General features: G+C 68.7%; 16 protein-coding genes. 9 read left to right on the top strand and 7 right to left on the bottom strand.

What is annotated here, in order from left to right:
• Positions 1 to 8 precede the first annotated feature (8 nt).
• The 4 genes from moeB to thiO are packed head-to-tail and all read right to left on the bottom strand — an operon-like array spanning position 9 to position 3,409.
• Positions 9 to 1,199: a molybdopterin-synthase adenylyltransferase MoeB gene (gene moeB / locus L1O03_RS08775; RefSeq protein WP_236119407.1), complete on the bottom strand. Its 1,191-nt coding sequence runs from the start codon at positions 1,197 to 1,199 to the stop codon at positions 9 to 11.
• Complete coding sequence (locus tag L1O03_RS08770; protein ID WP_236119406.1) at positions 1,196 to 1,999, bottom strand: thiazole synthase; 804 nt, start codon at positions 1,997 to 1,999, stop codon at positions 1,196 to 1,198. The genes moeB and L1O03_RS08770 overlap by 4 nt, the downstream gene beginning before the upstream one ends.
• Before the next feature lie 2 nt (positions 2,000 to 2,001).
• Positions 2,002 to 2,214: a sulfur carrier protein ThiS gene (thiS, locus tag L1O03_RS08765; RefSeq protein WP_236119405.1), complete on the bottom strand. Its 213-nt coding sequence runs from the start codon at positions 2,212 to 2,214 to the stop codon at positions 2,002 to 2,004.
• 13 nt (positions 2,215 to 2,227) lie between these two features.
• Positions 2,228 to 3,409, bottom strand: a complete 1,182-nt coding sequence (gene thiO / locus L1O03_RS08760; RefSeq protein ID WP_236119404.1) for a glycine oxidase ThiO — start codon at positions 3,407 to 3,409, stop codon at positions 2,228 to 2,230.
• A gap of 69 nt (positions 3,410 to 3,478) precedes the next feature.
• On the opposite strand from thiO, the gene thiE reads away from it, so the two are divergent.
• The 3 genes from thiE to purT are packed head-to-tail and all read left to right on the top strand — an operon-like array spanning position 3,479 to position 6,779.
• Positions 3,479 to 4,213 (top strand): thiamine phosphate synthase, encoded by a 735-nt coding sequence (gene thiE, locus L1O03_RS08755; protein WP_236119403.1) that lies wholly within the window; start codon positions 3,479 to 3,481, stop codon positions 4,211 to 4,213.
• Between the two features lie 49 nt (positions 4,214 to 4,262).
• Positions 4,263 to 5,552, top strand: a complete 1,290-nt coding sequence (locus L1O03_RS08750; protein WP_236119402.1) for an adenylosuccinate synthase — start codon at positions 4,263 to 4,265, stop codon at positions 5,550 to 5,552.
• A gap of 6 nt (positions 5,553 to 5,558) precedes the next feature.
• Positions 5,559 to 6,779: a formate-dependent phosphoribosylglycinamide formyltransferase gene (gene purT / locus L1O03_RS08745; protein ID WP_236119401.1), complete on the top strand. Its 1,221-nt coding sequence runs from the start codon at positions 5,559 to 5,561 to the stop codon at positions 6,777 to 6,779.
• Here purT and L1O03_RS08740 read toward each other — a convergent pair.
• A complete protein-coding gene (locus tag L1O03_RS08740; RefSeq protein ID WP_236119400.1) occupies positions 6,736 to 7,203 on the bottom strand; it encodes a GNAT family N-acetyltransferase in 468 nt (155 codons plus the stop codon). The genes purT and L1O03_RS08740 overlap by 44 nt on opposite strands.
• A 34-nt stretch (positions 7,204 to 7,237) precedes the next feature.
• Positions 7,238 to 8,605: an FAD-dependent oxidoreductase gene (locus tag L1O03_RS08735; RefSeq protein WP_236119399.1), complete on the bottom strand. Its 1,368-nt coding sequence runs from the start codon at positions 8,603 to 8,605 to the stop codon at positions 7,238 to 7,240.
• Positions 8,606 to 8,786: 181 nt separating this feature from the next.
• Between L1O03_RS08735 and pta the strand changes: the two genes are divergently transcribed.
• The 6 genes from pta (at position 8,787) to L1O03_RS08705 (ending at position 17,710) form a co-directional block, all read left to right on the top strand.
• Positions 8,787 to 10,175, top strand: a complete 1,389-nt coding sequence (pta, locus tag L1O03_RS08730; RefSeq protein WP_236119398.1) for a phosphate acetyltransferase — start codon at positions 8,787 to 8,789, stop codon at positions 10,173 to 10,175.
• Positions 10,172 to 11,374, top strand: a complete 1,203-nt coding sequence (locus L1O03_RS08725) for an acetate kinase (RefSeq protein WP_236119397.1) — start codon at positions 10,172 to 10,174, stop codon at positions 11,372 to 11,374. The genes pta and L1O03_RS08725 overlap by 4 nt, the downstream gene beginning before the upstream one ends.
• Positions 11,375 to 11,760: 386 nt before the next feature.
• Positions 11,761 to 12,666, top strand: a complete 906-nt coding sequence (locus tag L1O03_RS08720; RefSeq protein ID WP_236119396.1) for a GDSL-type esterase/lipase family protein — start codon at positions 11,761 to 11,763, stop codon at positions 12,664 to 12,666.
• Positions 12,667 to 12,693: 27 nt separating this feature from the next.
• On the top strand, positions 12,694 to 12,864 hold the full coding sequence (locus tag L1O03_RS08715) for a hypothetical protein (RefSeq protein ID WP_236119395.1): 171 nt from the start codon (positions 12,694 to 12,696) through the stop codon (positions 12,862 to 12,864).
• A 21-nt stretch (positions 12,865 to 12,885) separates the two neighbouring features.
• Positions 12,886 to 15,999, top strand: coding sequence for a cytochrome P450 (locus tag L1O03_RS11620; protein WP_236119394.1), 3,114 nt, complete (start codon positions 12,886 to 12,888; stop codon positions 15,997 to 15,999).
• A gap of 28 nt (positions 16,000 to 16,027) precedes the next feature.
• Positions 16,028 to 17,710, top strand: a complete 1,683-nt coding sequence (locus L1O03_RS08705) for an AMP-binding protein (RefSeq protein WP_236119393.1) — start codon at positions 16,028 to 16,030, stop codon at positions 17,708 to 17,710.
• Here L1O03_RS08705 and L1O03_RS08700 read toward each other — a convergent pair.
• Entirely contained in the window at positions 17,707 to 18,687 is a 981-nt protein-coding gene (locus L1O03_RS08700; RefSeq protein WP_236119392.1) for a YeiH family protein, read from the bottom strand. The genes L1O03_RS08705 and L1O03_RS08700 overlap by 4 nt on opposite strands.
• Positions 18,688 to 18,695 lie beyond the last annotated feature (8 nt).

The following is an 18,695-nucleotide window of genomic DNA, read 5'->3' as shown; positions in this document are numbered from 1 at the left end:
GGGGGATTCTAGGGGTGCAGGGTGGTGGCCTCGTAGCCGAGGTAGCCGCCGCTGAGGCTGCGCACGTCGATCCCGGCGGGGAGGGCGGGGTCGGCGAGGAGGCGGCGCACGGCCCGCTCGGAGCGCGCCCCGGAGCGGCAGTAGAGCACCATCCGGCCCTGCGGCGCGAGGGGCGCGACGGCCGCCCAGCCCTCCTCGAGGATCCGCCCGAGCGGCAGCGCCCGGTCCCCGGGGAGGTGCCCGCCGGCGCGCTCGGCGGGCTCGCGGATGTCGAGCAGAAGCTCAGGGGGCCCGTCGAGGAGCTCCGCGAGGCTGATCGAGGGTACAGACCCCGCCGCCGCAGCCGTCCCGCACGCCGCGGCCACCTCGTGAAGGGTCTCGACGGCAGGCCTCCCCGGATCCCGCTCCACGCGGAGCTCCCGCTGGGTGGCGGCGAGGGCGTCGAGGAGAAGGAGCCGGCCGATTGCGGGCCGCCCGATGCCGGTGATGAGCTTGATCGCCTCCACCGCCATGAGCGCCCCCACCTGGCCCACCACCGCGCCGAGCACCCCGCCGGCTGCGCAGGAGGGAACGGAGTCGGCGGGTGGGATGTCGGGGTAGAGGTCGCGGAGCATGGGGCCGCGGCCGGGAGCGAAGACCGAAACCTGCCCACTGAACTGGGAAATCGTCCCCCAAACGAGCGGTGTGCCGGTGATCTCCGCGGCATCGCTGGAGAGGTAGCGGGTGGCAAAATTATCCGCCCCGTCGAGGACCACATCGTGCTCCTCGAAAAGCGGCAGCGCGTTCTCCGGCCCCAGCCGCTCAGGCAGGGCCCGGACGCTCGCGCGGTGGTCGAGGCGCAGCACAGCGTCGCGCGCGGACTCGGCCTTCGGGCGGCCGAGGTCCTCCTCGCGGTGGATCACCTGTCGCTGCAGGTTGGAGAGCTCCACCACGTCGTCATCAATGATGCTGAGGTGGCCCACCCCCGCCGCCGCGAGGTACTGGATGATGGGAGCACCCAGCCCGCCCGCGCCGACGACGAGCACCCGGGCGGCCCGCAGCGCCTGCTGGCCACGGGCCCCGACCTCCCCGAGCGTGAGGTGGCGCGCATAGCGGGCGGACTCCGCCGGGCTGAGGGGGCGCAGGCGCTCGGCGGGGATGGGCGGCGCGGAATGCGCGGGGTCCGCGGCGGCCTGACCGGCCGCGTCCTCCCCGCTCACAGCGCCTCCTCCTCCCGGGAGCCGGGCTCCACGCGGAGGAGCCCCTCCATCGGGGAGCTCGCGAGGGCCAGGTGGCGCCGGGGGATGCGCCCGGCCTCGCGGGCGAGGGCACCGGATTCCACGGCGAGCTTCATCGCGGTGGCCATGCGCACCGGGTCATGGGCGCGCGTCACGGCGGAGGCGAGGAGCACCCCGTCGCAGCCGAGCTCCATCGCCAGGGCGGCATCGCTGGCGGTGCCGAGGCCGGCGTCGAGAATGATGGGCACCTCGGCGCGCTCGACGATGAGCGCAATATTGTGCGGGTTGAGGATGCCCAGCCCCGTCCCGATGGGCGCGCCCGCCGGCATGACCGCCACGCAGCCGAGCTCCTCGAGCTTTTTCGCGAGGGCGGGGTCAACGTTGGTGTAGGCGAGCACCTGGAATCCGCGGCTGACCAGCTGATCCGCGGCGTCGACGAGCTCGACGGGGTCGGGCAGGAGCGTGTCCTCATCCGCGATGACCTCGAGCTTGATGAGGTCAGTCTGTAGCGCCTCGCGGGCGAGCTCCGCGGTGAGCACCGCGTCCCGCGCGGAATAGCAGCCCGCGGTGTTGGGCAGCGGCGCGATCCCGCAGCGCTGGAGAATCTCAAATACCGAGGAGCCGCCATCTCGACGCACAGCGTGGCGGCGCATGGCCACCGTCGTGAGCTCCGTCCCGGAAGCAAGGAGGGCGCGTTCGAGGGTATCGAGGCTCGTCGCCCCACCAGTGCCCATGATGAGGCGCGACGCAAACTCCCGCCCGGCGATCTGCAATCCGCTCATGCCTAGCCTCCCTGGACGGCCGTGACGATCTCGATGCTGCCCGCCACCGGGGTCTCAGCCCAGCGGCTGCGCGGCACCACGGCCCCATCCTGGGCCACCGCGATCCCGAGCGGCCCCTCCGTCACGGGCTTCCCGGTCCGGGCCTCCACGAGGTCACGGATACTTTCTCCCGCGGCGGGCTCGTAGGGCTCGCCGTTGATGCTCACCTGCGTCATGCTGTGCGCTCCTTTACAACTGGGTGTTCTGCTGAGTGTGGTCGGCGTAGGCTCCGTGCTCGCTAAACCTCCACGGGTCCACGGCCCGGGCGGTGTTCTCGGGCATCGGGGTGCCGCAGACGGCGTTGGCTCCGAGGCGGGCACCCAGCGCGGCGAGGAGAATCCCGTGCCGGAAGTATCCGGTGGACACGCTGAGCCCCTCCGCGACGCGCCCGATCATCGGGACGTCGTCGGGGGAGCCGGGCCGCGCCCGGGCGATGGCCTCGGTGAGTTCGCAGTCGAGCACCGCGGGGACGAGCCGGCTGGCGTCGCGAAGGAGCTGGTAGACGCCCTCGACGACGACGCCCTCCCGCTCATCCTCCCGGGTGGTGGCCCCCAGGACCACTTCCTCATCGGAGCGCGGCACCACATAGACCGGCCGCCCGCGGACGATCCCCCGGATGACGTGCCGGGCCAGCGGCACGCGGCCTTCCGGGGCGCGCAGGCGCAGGACCTCCCCAAAGACCGGCCGGACGGGCAGGCTGAGCTCGGAGGGGAGCCCCTCGATCCCGGCGCACCCCAGGCCGGCCGCGAGGAGGACGTGATCGGCCCGCACGGGCGCCTCCTCCCCCTTGAGGAACACGCCGGCCACCCGGCCCTCCTCCCAGTGCAGGCCGCGGACGCGCGCCCGGTGAACATCCTCGCCCAGCGCGCGGAGCATGGCGGCGGTGAGGCGCCGCGGGTTCACCTGGTGGTCGCCGGGAATGTGCACGGCGCCTACCACTCCCGGCCCGAGCTCCGGCTCCCGCCGCCTGGCCTCCCGGGCGCTGAGCAGGGAGACCTCCATGTCCAGCTCGTGCTGGAGCTCCATGAGTTCGGCGAGGGTGCGGCGGTCCGCCGCGTCGCCCGCGCAGACGAGGGTCTCCATCGGCAGGTAGCCCACCTCCGCGGGGTCCGTCGCCCCGCTCTCCCCGGCGATCGCCTCGACGAACTCCGGGTAGATCCGCCCGGATTCCACCATGAGCGGGTAGAGCCCCGGCTGATCCCACACGACCTCCGCGACGGGAGCGAGCATCCCGGCCGCCGCCCGCGAGGCTCCCGAGGCGGGCTCGGGATCATAAACCCGAACGCGGAGCCCACGCCGGCGCAGCTCCAGCGCCGTCCCGAGCCCAATAATTCCGCCGCCCACAATGATGACCTGCTCTGGCTGGCCCATCTTCGCTGCCTGTCCCTTTCGGGCCCGCTGGCCCTCTCGTCGGTGTTCTGGGCCCCTACTATAGGGCCCATGTCGAGCACGTACAGTCCCCGCCAGCTTTTCCCCCGCGAGCCCCACCCGCGCCGCACCCGGGAGGAGCGCCTCGCCCTCCTGCGGCAGGCCCGCCTCTACCTGTGTACCGACGCCCGCCGCGCCCAGGGTGACCTGCCCTCCTTCCTCCGCTCCTGCTACGAGGGCGGGGTGGACATCATCCAGCTGCGCGACAAGAAGCTCGAGGCCCGGGCGGAGATCGAGGCCCTCGCCACCCTCGCCGAGATCGCCCACGAGCAGGGCACACTCTTCGCGGTCAATGATCGGGCGGATGTGGCGGCGCTGGTCGGGGCGGACATCCTCCACCTCGGCCAGGGGGACCTGAGCACCGCGCAGGCCCGATCGCTCCTCGGCACAGACATCCTCCTGGGCCGCTCGAACCGCAGCGAGGCCATGTTCCGGGACTCCCTCGCCGACGACGGCCTGGACTACGCCTGCATGGGCCCCGTGTGGCGCACCCCGACGAAGCCGGGCCGGGACCCCGTCGGCCTCCCGCTCATTGCCCGCGCCCGGGAGCTCGCGGAGGGGTCGTCGTCGAACCCGGCGGGGAAGCCCTGGTTCGCGATCGGCGGGATCAACCCGGAGACGCTCCCGGAGGTGCAGGAGGTGGGGGCGCGGCGGGTGGTCGTCGTGCGGGCTCTCACCGAGGCGGCGGACCCGGCCGCCACGGCGCACCACATGCGGCGCATGCTCAGCGCCGCGGAGGGTACGTAGTAAAATCCTGTGCGCATCAACTCCCCTCAACAACGGAAGTAGAAGAGACATGGCTGCGATCGTCATTGTTGGCGCCCAGTGGGGCGACGAGGGCAAGGGCAAGGCCACCGACATCCTCGGTGGCCGCGTGGATTACGTGGTGAAGCCGAATGGCGGGAACAACGCCGGGCACACCGTCGTGGTGGGAGGCGAGAAGTACGAGCTCAAGCTCCTCCCCGCGGGCCTGCTCTCGGAGAATGCGACCCCGATCCTCGGCAACGGCGTGGTGATCAACCTCGAGGCGCTCTTCTCCGAGATTGACGGGCTGGAGGCCCGCGGCGCCGACGCCTCCCGCCTCCGCATCAGCAGCAATGCGCACCTCGTGGCCCCGTACCACCAGGTCCTCGACCGCGTGCAGGAGCGCTTCCTCGGCAAGCGGGCCATCGGCACGACGGGGCGCGGCATCGGCCCGACCTACGCGGACAAGGTCTCCCGCATCGGCCTGCGCGTCCAGGACGTCTTCGATGAGTCGATCCTGCGGCAGAAGATCGAGTCCGCGCTCGACGTGAAGAACCAGACGCTGGTGAAGATGTACAACCGCCGCGCCATCGACCCCGAGGAGATCGTCCAGTACTTCCTCGGCTACCGGGAGCGCCTGCGCCCCATGGTCATCGACGCCGAGTACGTGCTCAACAAGGCCCTCGACGAGGGCAAGCACGTTCTCATGGAGGGCGGCCAGGCCACCATGCTCGACGTCGACCACGGCACCTACCCCTTCGTCACCTCCTCCAACCCGACGGCCGGCGGGGCCTGCGTGGGCTCCGGCATCGGCCCGACGAAGATCACGAGCTCCCTGGGCATCATCAAGGCGTACACCACCCGCGTGGGCGCCGGCCCCTTCCCGACGGAGCTCTTCGACAAGTGGGGCGAGTACCTCCAGACCACCGGCGGGGAGATCGGCGTGAACACCGGCCGCAAGCGCCGCTGCGGCTGGTATGACTCGGTGATCGCCCGCTACGCGAGCCGCGTCAACGGCTTCACGGATCTCTTCCTCACCAAGCTCGACGTCCTCACCGGGATCGGGGAGATCCCGATCTGCGTCGCCTATGACGTCGACGGGGAGCGCTTCGACGAGATGCCGCTCACCCAGTCCCAGTTCCACCACGCGGAGCCGATCTTCGAGACCATGCCCGCCTGGGAGGAGGACATCACCCACTGCCGCACCTTCGAGGAGCTCCCGCAGCGCGCCCAGGACTATGTGCGCCGCCTGGAGGAGCTCTCCGGCTGCCGGATCTCCTACATCGGCGTGGGCCCGGGCCGGGATCAGACCATCGTTGTCCACGACGTGCTGGAGGATTAACGCATCGTGCTGTGTCCGGATCGCCTTGGCACCCCGCTCTCTGAGACGGCCACCCGCGTCCTGCTCCTCGGGGCGGGGGAGCTCGGCCGGGAGATGGTGAGCTCCTTCCACCGCTTCGGCGTGGAGGTGCACGCGGCCGATAACTATGCCAATGCTCCGGCGCTGCAGCTGGCCCACGGCTCGCACCTCGTGGACCTCAGCGACCACGCGGCCCTCGTCGACCTCGTTCGGCGGGTGCGCCCGGACGTCGTGGTCCCCGAGTGCGATGCGGCGAGCATCTCCGCCCTCAAGGAGATTGAGGAATCGGGGCTCGCGGCCGTCGTGCCCACGGCCCACGCGATCGAGCTCACGGTGGAGCGCGAGGGGATTCGACGCGCGGCCAGCGAGGAACTGGGCCTCCCGACCTCGCGTTATGCTTTTGCCTCCACGTTCGAGGAGTATGAGGTGGCCGTCGGCCAGATGGGCTACCCCTGCGTGGTGAAGCCGGTGCGCGGCTCGGCGGGGCGCGGGCACATGATTCTGCGCAGCGAGGAGGACGTCGAGCGGGCGTGGGAGCTGGCCCAGGAGGTGGGCGGGCGCGTCATCGTCGAGCGCTTCGTCAACTTCGATTGCGAGATGACCATGCTCACGGTGCGCTCCATCGACCCGGAGACGGAAAAGCCGGCGACGTGGTTCTGCGAGCCCATCGGGCACGTGCAGCGCGGCGGGGACCTCATCGAGTCCTGGCAGCCGCTTGCGATGTCCGAGCGGGCCCTGGACAATGCGCGCTCGGTGGCGGCCCGCATCACGAACTACCTGGGAGGCCAGGGGCTCTTCGGGGTGGAGCTCTTCGTCGCCGGCGATGACGTGTACTTCTCCGGCGTCTCCCCGCGGCCCCACGACACGGGCATGGTGACGCTCGCAACCCAGCGGCTCTCCCAGTTTGATCTCCACGCCCGCGCGATCCTCGGCCTCCCGATCGACGTCACCCTCACCTCCCCGGGCTCCTGCTCGGTCATCCACGCGGCGGGGGACTCGGAGCGGGTGTCCTACACGGGCATCGCGGCGGCCCTGTCCTACCCGGAGGTGGACCTGCGCTTCTTCGGCAAGCCCCAGGCCTACCCGCGGCGGCGGATGGGCGTGGCGCTCGCGACGGGAGAGAGCACGGAGGAGGCGCGCTCGGCCTCCTCGGCCGCGGTGCGCGCTATTGAGGTGCGTCTGGGAGACGACGCATCGGCGTGTGGCTGATCCCCTCCTCCAGGAAGGGATCCCCGCTCACGGTGAATCCGAAGCGCTCATAGAACCCGGTGAGCCGCGTTTGGGCGTGAAGCTCCACGGGCTGGCCGGGGTAGCGGTGCTCGATCATGCGCAGCGTCTGGTGGATCATCTCGGAGGCCTGGCCGTTCCCGCGCTCCTCGGGGGCCGTGATGATGCGGCCCATCATGATGTGATCCCCCTCGGGGTAGACGCGCGCGCAGCCGACGAGGTGGCGCTGCGGATCGGTGCGCCACACGAGGATGTGTGTGGTGGTATCCAGGGCGTCGATGTCGTCGATCTCCTGGTAGGGGCACTGCTGCTCGTGCACAAAAACATCCACGCGCAGTTTGTACAGCGCGTGGAGTTCCTGGGGGCTCAGCGCCCCGATATGCGAGGCGGCGTAGAAGATGGTCATAGCCATAAACTACGCGAGCCCCCGCGGCCCGTGATTAGTCGGCCTGCGGGCCGGCGTGCTTGAGCATCTCGTCCCACTCGACGATCTTCTTGCGCTCGCGGCCCTCGCCCTCGCCGGCGGCGCGCTCGGCGGCGTCGAGGCGGTACCAGCCCTCCCAGGTGGTGATGGCGAGGCCCTTGTCCTTTTCGAGGAATTCGAGCACCTCCTCCTGGCCGGGCTGGGCGGGCTCGGGCAAGCGGCCCTCGCGCCAGTCGCTGAGGAGCATGTCGGTGGTCTCCTTGGCATCGGACTTCGTGTTACCGATGAGCCCCACCGGGCCGCGCTTGATCCAGCCCGTGGTGTAGAGGGCGGTGATGGGCTCGCCCGTCTCCGGGTCGAGGACGTGCCCGCCGTCGTTGGGGATGACGGCCCGCTCGGCGTCGAAGGGCACCCCGTTCACGGCGTCGGAGCGGTAGCCGACGGCGTGGTAGACGGCCTGGACGTCCCAGGTGCGGTACTCGCCGGTGCCGCTCACGGTGCCGTCGCCGTTGAGGCGGGTGCGCTCGGTGCGGAAGCCTACGACGTGCCCGTCCTCACCGAGGATCTCCACGGGGGACTCGAAGAAGTGCATGTAGATCTTGTGCGGCGCGTTCTGCGGCTCGCGCAGGGCGTAGCCCTCGAGGGTCTGGCAGACGAGGTCCTGGGACTTCGAGGCGCGGCGGGCCTCCTCGGAGGCGGCGTCGTAGTCGATGTCCTCGGGGTCGACGATCACCTCGATAGTCGGCGACTCGTCCACCTCCTTGAGCTCCTTCGGGGTGAACTTGCACTGGGCGGGCCCGCGGCGGCCAAAGACGTGGACCTCGGTGGCCTGGTTCTGCGAGAGGTTCTCGTAGACGTTGTCCGGGATCTCCGTGACCTTGAGCTCATCGGCCGTCTTCGCGAGGACGCGGGAGACGTCGAGGGCCACGTTGCCCACGCCGACGACGGCCACCTTCTGGGCCTGGAGGTTCCAGCCGCGCTCGAAGAGGGGGTTGCCGTCGTAGAAGCCGACGAACTCGCCGGCGCCGATGGACTCGGGCAGGTCGGAGCCGGGGATGGGGAGGTCGCGGTCCCCGGTGGCGCCGGTGGAGAAGATGATGGCGTCGTAGTAGGGGCGCAGCTCCTCGACCGTGACGTCCTCGCCGATGGTGATGTTGCCGAGGAGGCGGATCTCCGGCTTGTCGAGCACCCGGTGCAGCGAGGTGACGATTCCTTTAATACGGGGGTGGTCCGGGGCGACGCCGTAGCGGATGAGGCCGAAGGGCGCGGGCATCTTCTCATAGAGGTCGACGCTCACGGCCTCGCCGGACTTAATGAGCAGGTCAGAGGCGTAAATGCCGGCGGGGCCGGCGCCAATCACAGCGACACGCAAAGGTCGGGACATAGAGAAGATCATCCTTTTCCACGGGTTTGGGCTCAATCGGCCCTTTATCATACGTGCTCTCCGAGGTTGTCGGAAGATTCCACCCGAAAAGCCGCGCGCCGGAGCAGGCGAGGGGATAAACTAGGTGTCGTTTGTCAGTGGTGAATCACCGAAGCTCTCCATGCAGAAAGGCTCAAGTTTTATGACGGACCGGAACGGCTCCGCGGTACTGACCACGGTGAGCCGCAGCTTTGCTGGCGTTGACACTCAGGAGCTGGCCAATCGGCTGGGCCTACTCCATCATTCCTTCGACGGGCTGGAGCCCGAGTTGGGGGCCGTGGTCTCTGAGGATCCCTTGGGTGCGGGGCCTGCGCTCATCCGGGGTACGGAAAATGTGAGCTTTGATGCGGAGATGGCGGCGGCGCTGGGCGTCCCGCTCATCCTCGTGGTCGATCGTCACGACGCCACGGTCTCCCTCGCCAAGGCGCAGGCCGGCCGGCTGGCGGCCACCGTGGGCGGGGCCTTCACCGCCGAGGAGCTGGAGAACACCGAGGCCGTGCGTGCAGCCATCGAGACACCGGCGGAGAAGGTCATCTCCGCCCCGGTCTTTGAGTACCAGCTGCTCTCCCAGGCGCGCGCCGCGCAGGCGCACATCATCCTCCCCGAGGGCGACGATGACCGCATCCTCATCGCCGCGGATCGCCTCCTGCGGGAGAAGATCTGCCGCCTGACGATCCTCGGCAAGCCGGAGGAGATCCACAGCCGCGAAGAGGAGCTGGGCCTTGACCTGCGCGATGCCACCATCATCGACCACCTCTCCTCCCCGCACCGCGAGGACTTCGCCCAGACCTTCGCCGAGCTGCGGAAGAAGAAGGGCGTCACCCTCGAGCAGGCCCGCGAGACCATGGAGGACATCTCCTACTTCGCCACGATGATGATCTACAAGGGTATGGCCGACGGCATGGTCTCCGGCGCCGCCCACACGACGGCCCACACCATCCGCCCCTCCTTCCAGATCATCAAGACCCGCCCCGAGGCCTCCGTGGTCTCCTCCATCTTCCTCATGGTCATGCGCGGGCGCCTGTGGGCCTTCGGCGATTGCGCCGTGAATCCCAACCCGACGGCGGATCAGCTCGGCGAGATCGCCGTGGTCTCCGCTCACACCGCCGCGCAGTTTGGCATCGACCCGCGCGTGGCCATCCTGTCCTACTCGACGGGCAGCTCCGGGGCGGGCCCGGACGTGGACCGCGCGGTGGCCGCCGTCGAGAAGGCACGGAGCTTGGACCCCAGCCTCAAGGTGGATGGGCCGCTCCAGTTCGACGCCGCGGTGGACGCGGGTGTCGCGAAGAAGAAGATGCCCGACTCGGAGGTGGCCGGCAAGGCGACCGTCTTCGTGTTCCCGGACCTTGAGGCGGGGAATATCGGCTACAAGACGGCGCAGCGCACGGGCGCGGCGCTCGCGGTGGGCCCGGTGCTGCAGGGGCTGAACAAGCCGGTCAATGACCTGTCCCGCGGCGCGACGGTGCCGGATATTGTTAACACGGTGGCGGTCACCGCCATCCAGGCTGGAGGGGAGAAGCCCGCGAAATGACCTATGCACTGGTCCTGAACTCTGGATCCTCGTCGATCAAGTTCCAGGTCATCGACCCAAAGGCGGAGGCCACCGAGGATCCGAAGGCCAGCGGCCTCGTCGAGCAGATCGGCGAGCCGCGCGGGCAGATCACCCTGAAGACGGGCGGGGAGAAGTACTCCGTCCAGGCGGAGATCCCGGACCACTCCGTCGGCCTCACGATGGCCTTCGAGCTCATGGCCGAGCACGGGGTGGGCCCCGAGCAGCTGGACATTTCCGCGGTGGGGCACCGCGTCGTTCACGGCGGCATGCTCTTCTCCCACCCGGAGATCATCACGGATGAGATCATCGGCATGATCCGGGACCTCATCCCGCTAGCCCCGCTGCACAACCCCGCGAACCTCGACGGCATCGAGGTCGCCCGGCGCATCCTGCCGGACGTCCCGCACGTCGCGGTCTTCGACACCGGCTTCTTCCACTCCATGCCGCCGGCCGCCGCCCTCTACGCCATCAACGCGCAGGTCGCCATGGACAACGGGGTGCGCCGCTACGGCTTCCACGGCACGAGTCACGAGTACGTCTCCCAGCAGGTGCCGGAGCTCCTCGGGCTGCCGGCCAAGGCCGTCAACCAGATCACCCTGCACCTGGGCAATGGCGCCTCCTGTGCGGCGATCCGCGGCGGGGAGGCCGTCGACACCTCCATGGGTATGACCCCGCTGAGCGGCCTCGTCATGGGGACCCGCTCGGGTGACATTGACCCGGGCATCGTCTTCCACCTCGCGCGCAACGCGGGCATGAGCATCGATGAGCTCGACACGCTGCTCAACAAGCAGTCGGGTGTGAAGGGCCTCTCCGGGGTCAATGACTTCCGCGAGCTGCGCGCCATGATCGACGAGGAAAACCAGGACGCCTGGCTGGCCTACAACGTCTACATCCACCAGCTGCGCCGTTACATCGGCTCCTACATGATCGCGCTCGGCCGCGTGAACGCCATCACCTTCACCGCGGGCGTGGGGGAGAATGATCGCTTCGTCCGCGCGGACGCAATGGCGGGTCTGGAGCCCTATGGCATCAAGATCGACGCTGAGCGGAACGCCGCCCCCAACGACGGCCCCCGGGAAATTTCGACTGATGACTCGGCGATCAAGGTCTTCGTCGTTCCCACTAACGAGGAGCTAGCGATCGCCCGATATGCGGTGGAGCTGGCCCACGGGAACTAGCGGGCGGGGCTGTCCCGCCGACGCGGGCCGAGGATGCGCGAAGTGCGCGCCCTCGGCCCCCTTTTTTGTGCCCTCACACGGGAGGGTTCCCGTGACATTTCTCACCGGATAATAAACGTCTAGTCTTTTAGAGCGGCGTGGGATTGGTAGCATTTTCTGTTTCTTTTTAGGGGATTAATGGGCAGCTCATTGGGCACTCAGGAAGTTGTGTAACACCGCAGGTGGGAACGGGTATCGAGAGGGGCTCGGGGGAGTTTAAAGGACTATACCGTACACCATGGAATAGACCATATCGCAACACTAACTAGTTCCGCTCAACTCTGATACTTTCGAATAAGAACCGCCGCACGTGTCGGCGAGTTTCGTGTTGTCAGAAAGGAAAAAGAATGAGCCGGTTATCTCGGGTTGTCGCCTCCGTGGCCGCCTCCGCGCTCGTCCTGGGCGGCGGCGTGCTGGGGACCACGGCCGCGCAGGCGGAGGACGCCGCGCCGAGCGGAAACTATGTGAGCTTTGGTGATTCCATCCCCTCCAACCCCACGGTCTTGGACGTCGTCATGGCCAAGGTGAAGGGCACCCACCCCGAACTTCCTATCCAGGTTGAAGCCGTGGACGGGTGCGCGCACGGTGGGGACAACGTCGGCAAGCGAGTGGCCGCGAAGACGGGGCTCACGCTGAGCGATTACTCCTGCCCGGGCGCGACGGCCTACACCCCGCCCTCGCCGCAGGATCCCATCCCGCACAACATGTTCTCCCAGCAGGTCGACCGCGCGCTGGGTGACGGGGCGCTCACCCCGGACACCAAGCTGGTGAGCGTGGTCATCGGTGTTAATGACACCTACCAGAAGAGCAACCTCCAGCGCCCGCAGGAGGAGCGGCTGGACCTCTACCACAAGGAGGTCAGCGCGCAGATCGACCGGATCCGCGAGGCCGCGCCGAACGCCACGGTCGTCATGGTGGGCTACCCCGATGAGACCGACGGCGGCAACTACACCTGCGCCACGAACCTCCTCGGGCAGACGAGCCACTGGTACTTCCCGGCCGTCCGCTACTACCAGGAGGAGCTGCGCACGGAGCAGCGCGCCGTTGCGGAGGAGAAGGGCCTGCCCTACCTCGACATGGCAGACGAGATCAACATCGAGAAGAACAACTCCGGCTGCCTCAACATCGACCCGGGCCAGCGCCTCAACGCCGCCATTTTCGACGACAGCGGCCTGCACAACCTGGCCGGCCACCTCACGGGGCCGGGCAACGAGTACTACGCCGAGCGCATTTCCAGCTTCTACCAGCACTAATCCCAGACAGGATCCCCCGCAATGAACATGCTTGAGCTCATCCAGATGTACCCGCCCAGCGGACCCCTGGTCTTCATCACCGGCCAGCTGGACATCAACGCCCTCTGGGACTTCGGTGCCCGCGTCATCAATGTGTACCCGAGCGTGGGTCAGGTCCTCCGCATGGTGGAGGCCGCCCGCGCATCCTTACCCTTCTAGGAAATCAGGTCTTTCTGCATCGTGACTACTGAGATCCCCGGACCTCGCCCCTACCCGGTGATTGGAACGGCGTGGAGTATTGATCCCCAGCGCCTGGTCCAATCGGATATGAAACTCGCCGAACAGTACGGAGAAATCTTCGTCCAACGTTTCCCGGGGCGCAGCCCGGTGATCTTCGTCAGTTCGCGTCGGCTCGTGGCGGAACTCTGCGATGAAACCCGCTTCGATAAGCAGGTCCACCCGGCGATCGAGAATGTTCGCGCCTTCGCCGGCAACGGCCTCTTCACCGCGGACACCCCCGACCCCGAGTGGCAGAAGGCCCACCGCATCCTCATGCCGGCCTTCTCCCCGATGGCGCTGGCCACCATGTACGACGCGATGGTGGACATCGCCCAGCAGCTGCTGCTCAAGTGGGCGCGGCTCAACGAGGGGGAGTCCATCCTCGTGACGGATGACTTCACCCGCCTTACCCTGGACACCATCGCGCTGTGCGCCCTGCGCTACCGCTTCAACTCCTTCTACTCGGAGCGGATGCATGACTTCGTGGAGGCCATGGTGAGCGGCCTGCGCGAGTCGAGCCGCCAGGCCCACAAGCCGGATGTTGTGAAGAAGACCGCCATGCGCGGCTCCTCCCAGCGGCTCGAGGAGAGCGTGAAGACCATGCACTCCATCGTCGATGAGCTCATCGCCCAGCGGCGCCGCAACGCGGACCCCGATCGGGAGCGGGATCTCCTCGACGTCATGCTCGATGCCAAGGACCCCGAGACCGGCGAGCACCTCTCCGATGAGAACGTCCGCTACCAGCTGGTGAGCCTGCTCATCGCCGGGCATGAGACGACGTCCGGCCTGCTCAGCTTCGCCGTCTACGAACTGCTCAATAATAAGGAGGCGCTCCGGGAGGCCCAGGCTTTCGTCGACACCACCCTGGAGGGGCGCTTCCCCCGGCGCGAGGACCTCCCGCGCCTCGACCACATTGACCACATTCTCCGCGAGACGCTGCGCCTTCACCCGCCGGCCCCGGCCTTCGGCGTCACCCCCTTTGAGACGACGACCATCGGCGGCCCCGACGGCTACGAGGTCCATCCTGGCGACAGCATCCTCGTCCTCCTGCCGCTCATGCACCGAGACCCGGAGGTGTGGGAGAACCCGGAGCGCTTCGACCCCAGCCGCTTCGAGTTCGAGAAGGCCAACGCCCTGCCCCCGCACGCGTGGAAGCCGTTTGGGAATGGGCAGCGCTCGTGTATCGGGCGCGGCTTCGCCCTCCAAGAGGCGACGCTCATGCTCACCATCCTCCTCCAGAACTTTGACATGGAGTTCGCGGATCCGTCCTATGAGCTGCACATCAAGGAGACGCTCACCATCAAGCCGGAGGACTTCCGCATCACGGTGCGCCGCCGGCACCCCGAGCTCATCCTCCCCGGCGCCCCCGCGTCGACGACGCCCGACCCGGCGCAGGAGGACCCCGCCCAGGCGGAGGCCAGCCCCTTCACCGACGTGCCGGAGCACCACACCCCCATGCAGATCCTCTACGGATCCAACGCGGACACCGCCCGCAGCTTCGGCCAGCGGGTGGCGGAGCGCGCCCGGGCTGCGGGCTTTGAGCCGTCGATGGCTCCGCTCGATGAGGGCGTGGAGAACCTGCAGACGGAGGGGCCCGTCATCGTGTGCACGAGCTCCTATGAGGGGCTCCCGCCGGACAACGCGAAGGCCTTTGTGGACTGGGTGGAGAACTCGGAGCCTGACCTCAGCGGGGTGAGCTACGCGGTCTTCGGCTGCGGGAACCGCCAGTGGGCCAACACCTTCCAGCGCATCCCCACCCTGTGCGATGAGCGCCTCGCCGCGCTGGGCGCCACCCGCATCTGCGCGCGCGGGGCGGCGGACGCCCTCGGGGACTTCGAGGCCTCCTTCGCGGAGTGGTCGGAGTCCCTGTGGGAGGCGCTCTCCGAGACCTATGGCTTCACGGTGGCCGGCGCCGCCGCGGACCCGCTCCCGGAGGTGGCCGTGCTCCACAGCAAGGAGTTCGGCACGGGCCGCGTCCGCGACGTCGAGCTCCTCAGCACCGACGCCGACGGCGATATCCGCCGCAAGTTCCGCATCACCATCGACCTCCCCGAGGACGTCACCTACGAAACCGGCGACTACCTCGACGTCCTCCCGCGCAACAGCGAGGAGAACATCCGCCGGGCCCTGCGCGCCTGCGGGGTCTCCTACTATGACCCGATCTCCCTCCCCGGCGCCTCGGACTCCGTCTACGCCGGCGAGTGGCTGGCTACCGCCGTGGACCTCAACGCCCCGGCCACGGTCCGCGGCATCGAGGCGCTCCTCGACGGCGCCGGCGCCTGCCCGCCCGACGCGGAGGCCCTGCGCCACTGGCGGGAGCCCGAGGCCCACGAGGCGGAGATCATCACCCCGCGGCGCTCCCTCCTCGACGTGGCGGAGTCCCTCCACGCCGTGCCGCTGACCTTGAGCATCATCGCCGGCTGCGTGCCGCCGCTGCGTTCCCGGGAGTACTCCATCTCCTCCACGCCGCTGGAGGCCCCGCACCAGGTGGAGCTCACGCTCTCCGAGGTGCGCGCCCCCGCCTGGTCGGGCAGCGGCACGTACCGGGGTGTGGCCTCGACGTGGCTGGCCGGCCGCCACCCCGGCGAGGACATCCCCGTCCGGGTGCGCGCCGGGCGGGAGCAGTTCCGCGCCCCGGCGGACCTCGACACCCCGATGGTGCTCGTGGGGGCGGGCTCGGGCATCGCCCCGCTCAAGGCCTTCCTCCGCGACGTCGAGCTGCGCGCCGAGGCCGAGGGCCGCACCCCCGCGCCCAGCCACCTCTACTTCGGCTGTCACGGGCCGGACTCGGACGACCTCTTCGCCGAGGACTTCCAGCGCATGGTCGACGCCGGCTGGCTCCACACCCACATCGCCTACTCCCGGCACCCGCGCGGGGAGGTGCGCTACGCCCAGCACCTGCTGCGCGAGGACGCGGAGGCTCTCCGCGCGCGCGTGGAGGCCGGCGCGAAGGTCCTCATCTGCGGCAGCGCGGTGACCGTGGCCGCGGAGACCCGCACCGTCCTCGAGGACATCCTCGGTGACCTGCGCGAACGAGAAGAAAGCGGCCAGGTGGCCGTCGAATCCTTTACGTAATACTTGCTCACAGGAGAACCCGACTCAGATGGGAACCTTTACCCTCAACCCGGACACCCAGCACGGGGTGTCGCGGAAAGATGTTCTTGCCCAGTTCCGTTACTTTCTGAAGGTCTTCCGCCAGGCGGACCTGCTGGAGAGCCAGGGCCCGAAGGACCAGGCGGCGGCCGCGAAGGTGCTCTACCGCTGGGGTGCTATGGAGACGGCCGCGCTGGCCAACGCGGCGCGGCGCCACCCGGATCGGCTGGGGCTCGTCGACGATGAAGGCGAGCTCACCTACGCCGACTTCTGGGAGGAGAGCGTGCGCCTCGCGCTCGGGCTGCAGGCCCGGGGCATCGGCGGCGGCAAGCACGTGGCGGTGCTCGCGCGCAATGGCCGCTCCTCGATCCTGCCGCTCACGTGCCGCCACCTGCTGGGATTCCACATCTTCATGGTGAATGCCAACTCCTCGGCGGCGCAGATTGAGCACCTCCTGGAGTTCCACCACATTGATTGCTTCATTGTCGACGAGGAATTCCTCGACCGCGTCACCGAGCGCGCGGCCGCCCACCGGCGCATCATCGTGGGCTACACGGAGGGCGAGCACCCGGAGTATGAGACGCTGCGGGAGGTCATCGACTCCGCGCGGGTGACCGACACCCTGCCCTCGCGCCCGCCGCGCGGCAAGCACATCGTCATGACCTCGGGCACCTCCGGCACCCCGAAGGGCGTGATCCGCCGGACGGTGGCCTCCCCGCAGGGGTTGGCCTCGGTGCTCTCGGGCGTGCCGTGGGAGCAGGGGCTCACCGTGATGCTCACCGCGGTGCTCTTCCACGCCTTCGGGTGGGCGAACCTCATGATGGCGCTGCAGACCTCGTCGACGGTCATCGCCCGCCGCGGCTTCGAGCCCGAACAGGCCCTGGAGGACATCCGCCACTATCACATCAACGCGATGGCCACCTCCGCCTCCCGCATCCGCGCCCTGCACTCCTACTTCACGGAGCACGGGGTGACCTCGGTGCCGGGGATGAAGTTCATCGTCTCCTCCGGCAGCCCGCTCACCCCCTACGAGGTGGAGCATACCAACGAGCTCTTCGGCCAGGTCCTCTGCAATTTTTATGGCTCGACGGAGACCGCCTGCCTCGCAGCCGCCCGCCCGGAGCAGCTCGCCGCGGACCCGAGCCTCACCGGCGAGGTCTACCCCGGTGAAGTCATCGAGATCCGCGACGAGGAGGGCAACCTGCTTCCCGAGGGGGAGATCGGCCGCATCTGGGCTGGCTGCTACGACATGTTCGTCGGCTACACGGACGCGGACATCGAGATCCCCACGAAGAACGGCCTCATCAACATGGGGGACCGCGGCTACCTCTCCGACGGCGGCCGGATGCTCCACGTGCTGGGCCGCGCCGATGACCTCGTCATCACCCAGTTCGGGGAGAAGATCTTCCCCGCGGAGCTGGAGGATTGCCTCATGCGGATGGCCGGGGTCCACGACGTCTACGTCCACGGCGTGAGCGACCCGGCCTATGGCCAGGCCCTCCGCGCCTACATCATCCCCGAGGACCCCGCGAATCCCCCAAGCGCCGAGCAGGCCCAGTCCTTCATCCAGGAGCACCTCTCCGACGCGCACGTCCCCCGCGACGTGTTCTTTGTGGAGGACTTCCCCCGCAACCCGATGGGCAAGGTCATGAAGCGCTACCTGCCCGGGAAGTCCACCCTGGCCTCCAGCTAAACGGCCGCGCCGATCGCCGCGACGACGAGCACAACGAGGCTCACCGCACCGCCGAAGGCGAAGGGCTTGAGCCCGGCCGTCTTCACGGTGCGGACCGTTGCGCCGGTGCCGAGGGCGAACATCGCGGCGGCAAAGAGCCAGCCGCGGATGGTGTCCACCGTGTGGAGCAGCAGCTCCGGCACCGGGAGGAAGGTGCGCACGAGCACGAGGACGATGAAGCCGATAATGAACGTGGGCACGAGCGGGGGCAGGTGGGTGTCCGTGCCGGCCGCGCGTCGGCGCTCAATGCTGCTGAGCAGCGCCATCACGGGGGCGAGGAGCAGGACGCGGCCCACCTTCACCGTCGCGGCAATGGGGAGCACCGCGGCCCCGGCGATCCCGCCGGCGGCGACGACCTGACCGACCTCGTGGATCGAGCCACCGAGGAAGATGCCCGAGGACACCGGATCCCAGCCGACGGCCGCCGTGATCGTCGGCCCCAGCGCGATCATGATGGTGCCCAGGATGACGATGACCGCCACCGCGGTGACAAACTCATGCTCCTTCCGGCGGGGCAGCACCCCCTGCACGGCGCTGATGGCCGCCGCGCCGCAGATGGAGCAGCCTGCGCCGATGAGCAGCGAGTGCTCCCGGCTCAGCCCCATGACACGGCCGAGGAGGACCGTCGCTGCGAAGCCCGCCGCCACGACGGCGAAGATGGTAATGAGCGCCCGCCAGCCGAGCTGAAGCACCTCAGTGATGGAGATGGACAGGCCGAGCAGTGCGACGCCGAACTTGAGGACCGGGCCGGAGGCGAAAGACAGGCCGGGCTTCGTCTTTTCCGGAAGGGTGACGAAGTTGCCCACGAGCATGCCCAGCACGATGGCGAGCATGATGCTGAGCGAAATCCCCGTCACGCTTTTCAGCAGCATATCGAGGACAATGGCGATGACCGCGCCCACTGCGGCCATGGCAAGTCCAGGAATTTTCGTTGTCATAGCAGTGC

Source organism: Corynebacterium uropygiale, from assembly GCF_021568315.1.
Classification (GTDB): Bacteria; Actinomycetota; Actinomycetes; order Mycobacteriales; family Mycobacteriaceae; genus Corynebacterium; species Corynebacterium uropygiale.
Note: the sequence above shows the minus strand (reverse complement) of the source record. Positions and strands in the feature narration are given on the sequence as shown.

Bases quoted from the DNA above. Each gene is read 5' to 3' on its own strand.
- L1O03_RS08725 (WP_236119397.1), top strand. From the start codon at position 10,172: ATGACCTATGCACTGGTCCTGAACTCTGGATCCTCGTCGATCAAGTTC.
- L1O03_RS08770 (WP_236119406.1), bottom strand. From the start codon at position 1,999: ATGAGCGGATTGCAGATCGCCGGGCGGGAGTTTGCGTCGCGCCTCATC.
- L1O03_RS08735 (WP_236119399.1), bottom strand. From the start codon at position 8,605: ATGTCCCGACCTTTGCGTGTCGCTGTGATTGGCGCCGGCCCCGCCGGC.
- thiO (WP_236119404.1), bottom strand. From the start codon at position 3,409: ATGGGCCAGCCAGAGCAGGTCATCATTGTGGGCGGCGGAATTATTGGG.
- thiS (WP_236119405.1), bottom strand. From the start codon at position 2,214: ATGACGCAGGTGAGCATCAACGGCGAGCCCTACGAGCCCGCCGCGGGA.
- L1O03_RS08720 (WP_236119396.1), top strand. From the start codon at position 11,761: ATGAGCCGGTTATCTCGGGTTGTCGCCTCCGTGGCCGCCTCCGCGCTC.
- thiE (WP_236119403.1), top strand. From the start codon at position 3,479: ATGTCGAGCACGTACAGTCCCCGCCAGCTTTTCCCCCGCGAGCCCCAC.
- L1O03_RS08700 (WP_236119392.1), bottom strand. From the start codon at position 18,687: ATGACAACGAAAATTCCTGGACTTGCCATGGCCGCAGTGGGCGCGGTC.
- L1O03_RS08740 (WP_236119400.1), bottom strand. From the start codon at position 7,203: ATGACCATCTTCTACGCCGCCTCGCATATCGGGGCGCTGAGCCCCCAG.
- L1O03_RS08715 (WP_236119395.1), top strand. From the start codon at position 12,694: ATGCTTGAGCTCATCCAGATGTACCCGCCCAGCGGACCCCTGGTCTTC.
- L1O03_RS08705 (WP_236119393.1), top strand. From the start codon at position 16,028: ATGGGAACCTTTACCCTCAACCCGGACACCCAGCACGGGGTGTCGCGG.
- pta (WP_236119398.1), top strand. From the start codon at position 8,787: ATGACGGACCGGAACGGCTCCGCGGTACTGACCACGGTGAGCCGCAGC.
- L1O03_RS08750 (WP_236119402.1), top strand. From the start codon at position 4,263: ATGGCTGCGATCGTCATTGTTGGCGCCCAGTGGGGCGACGAGGGCAAG.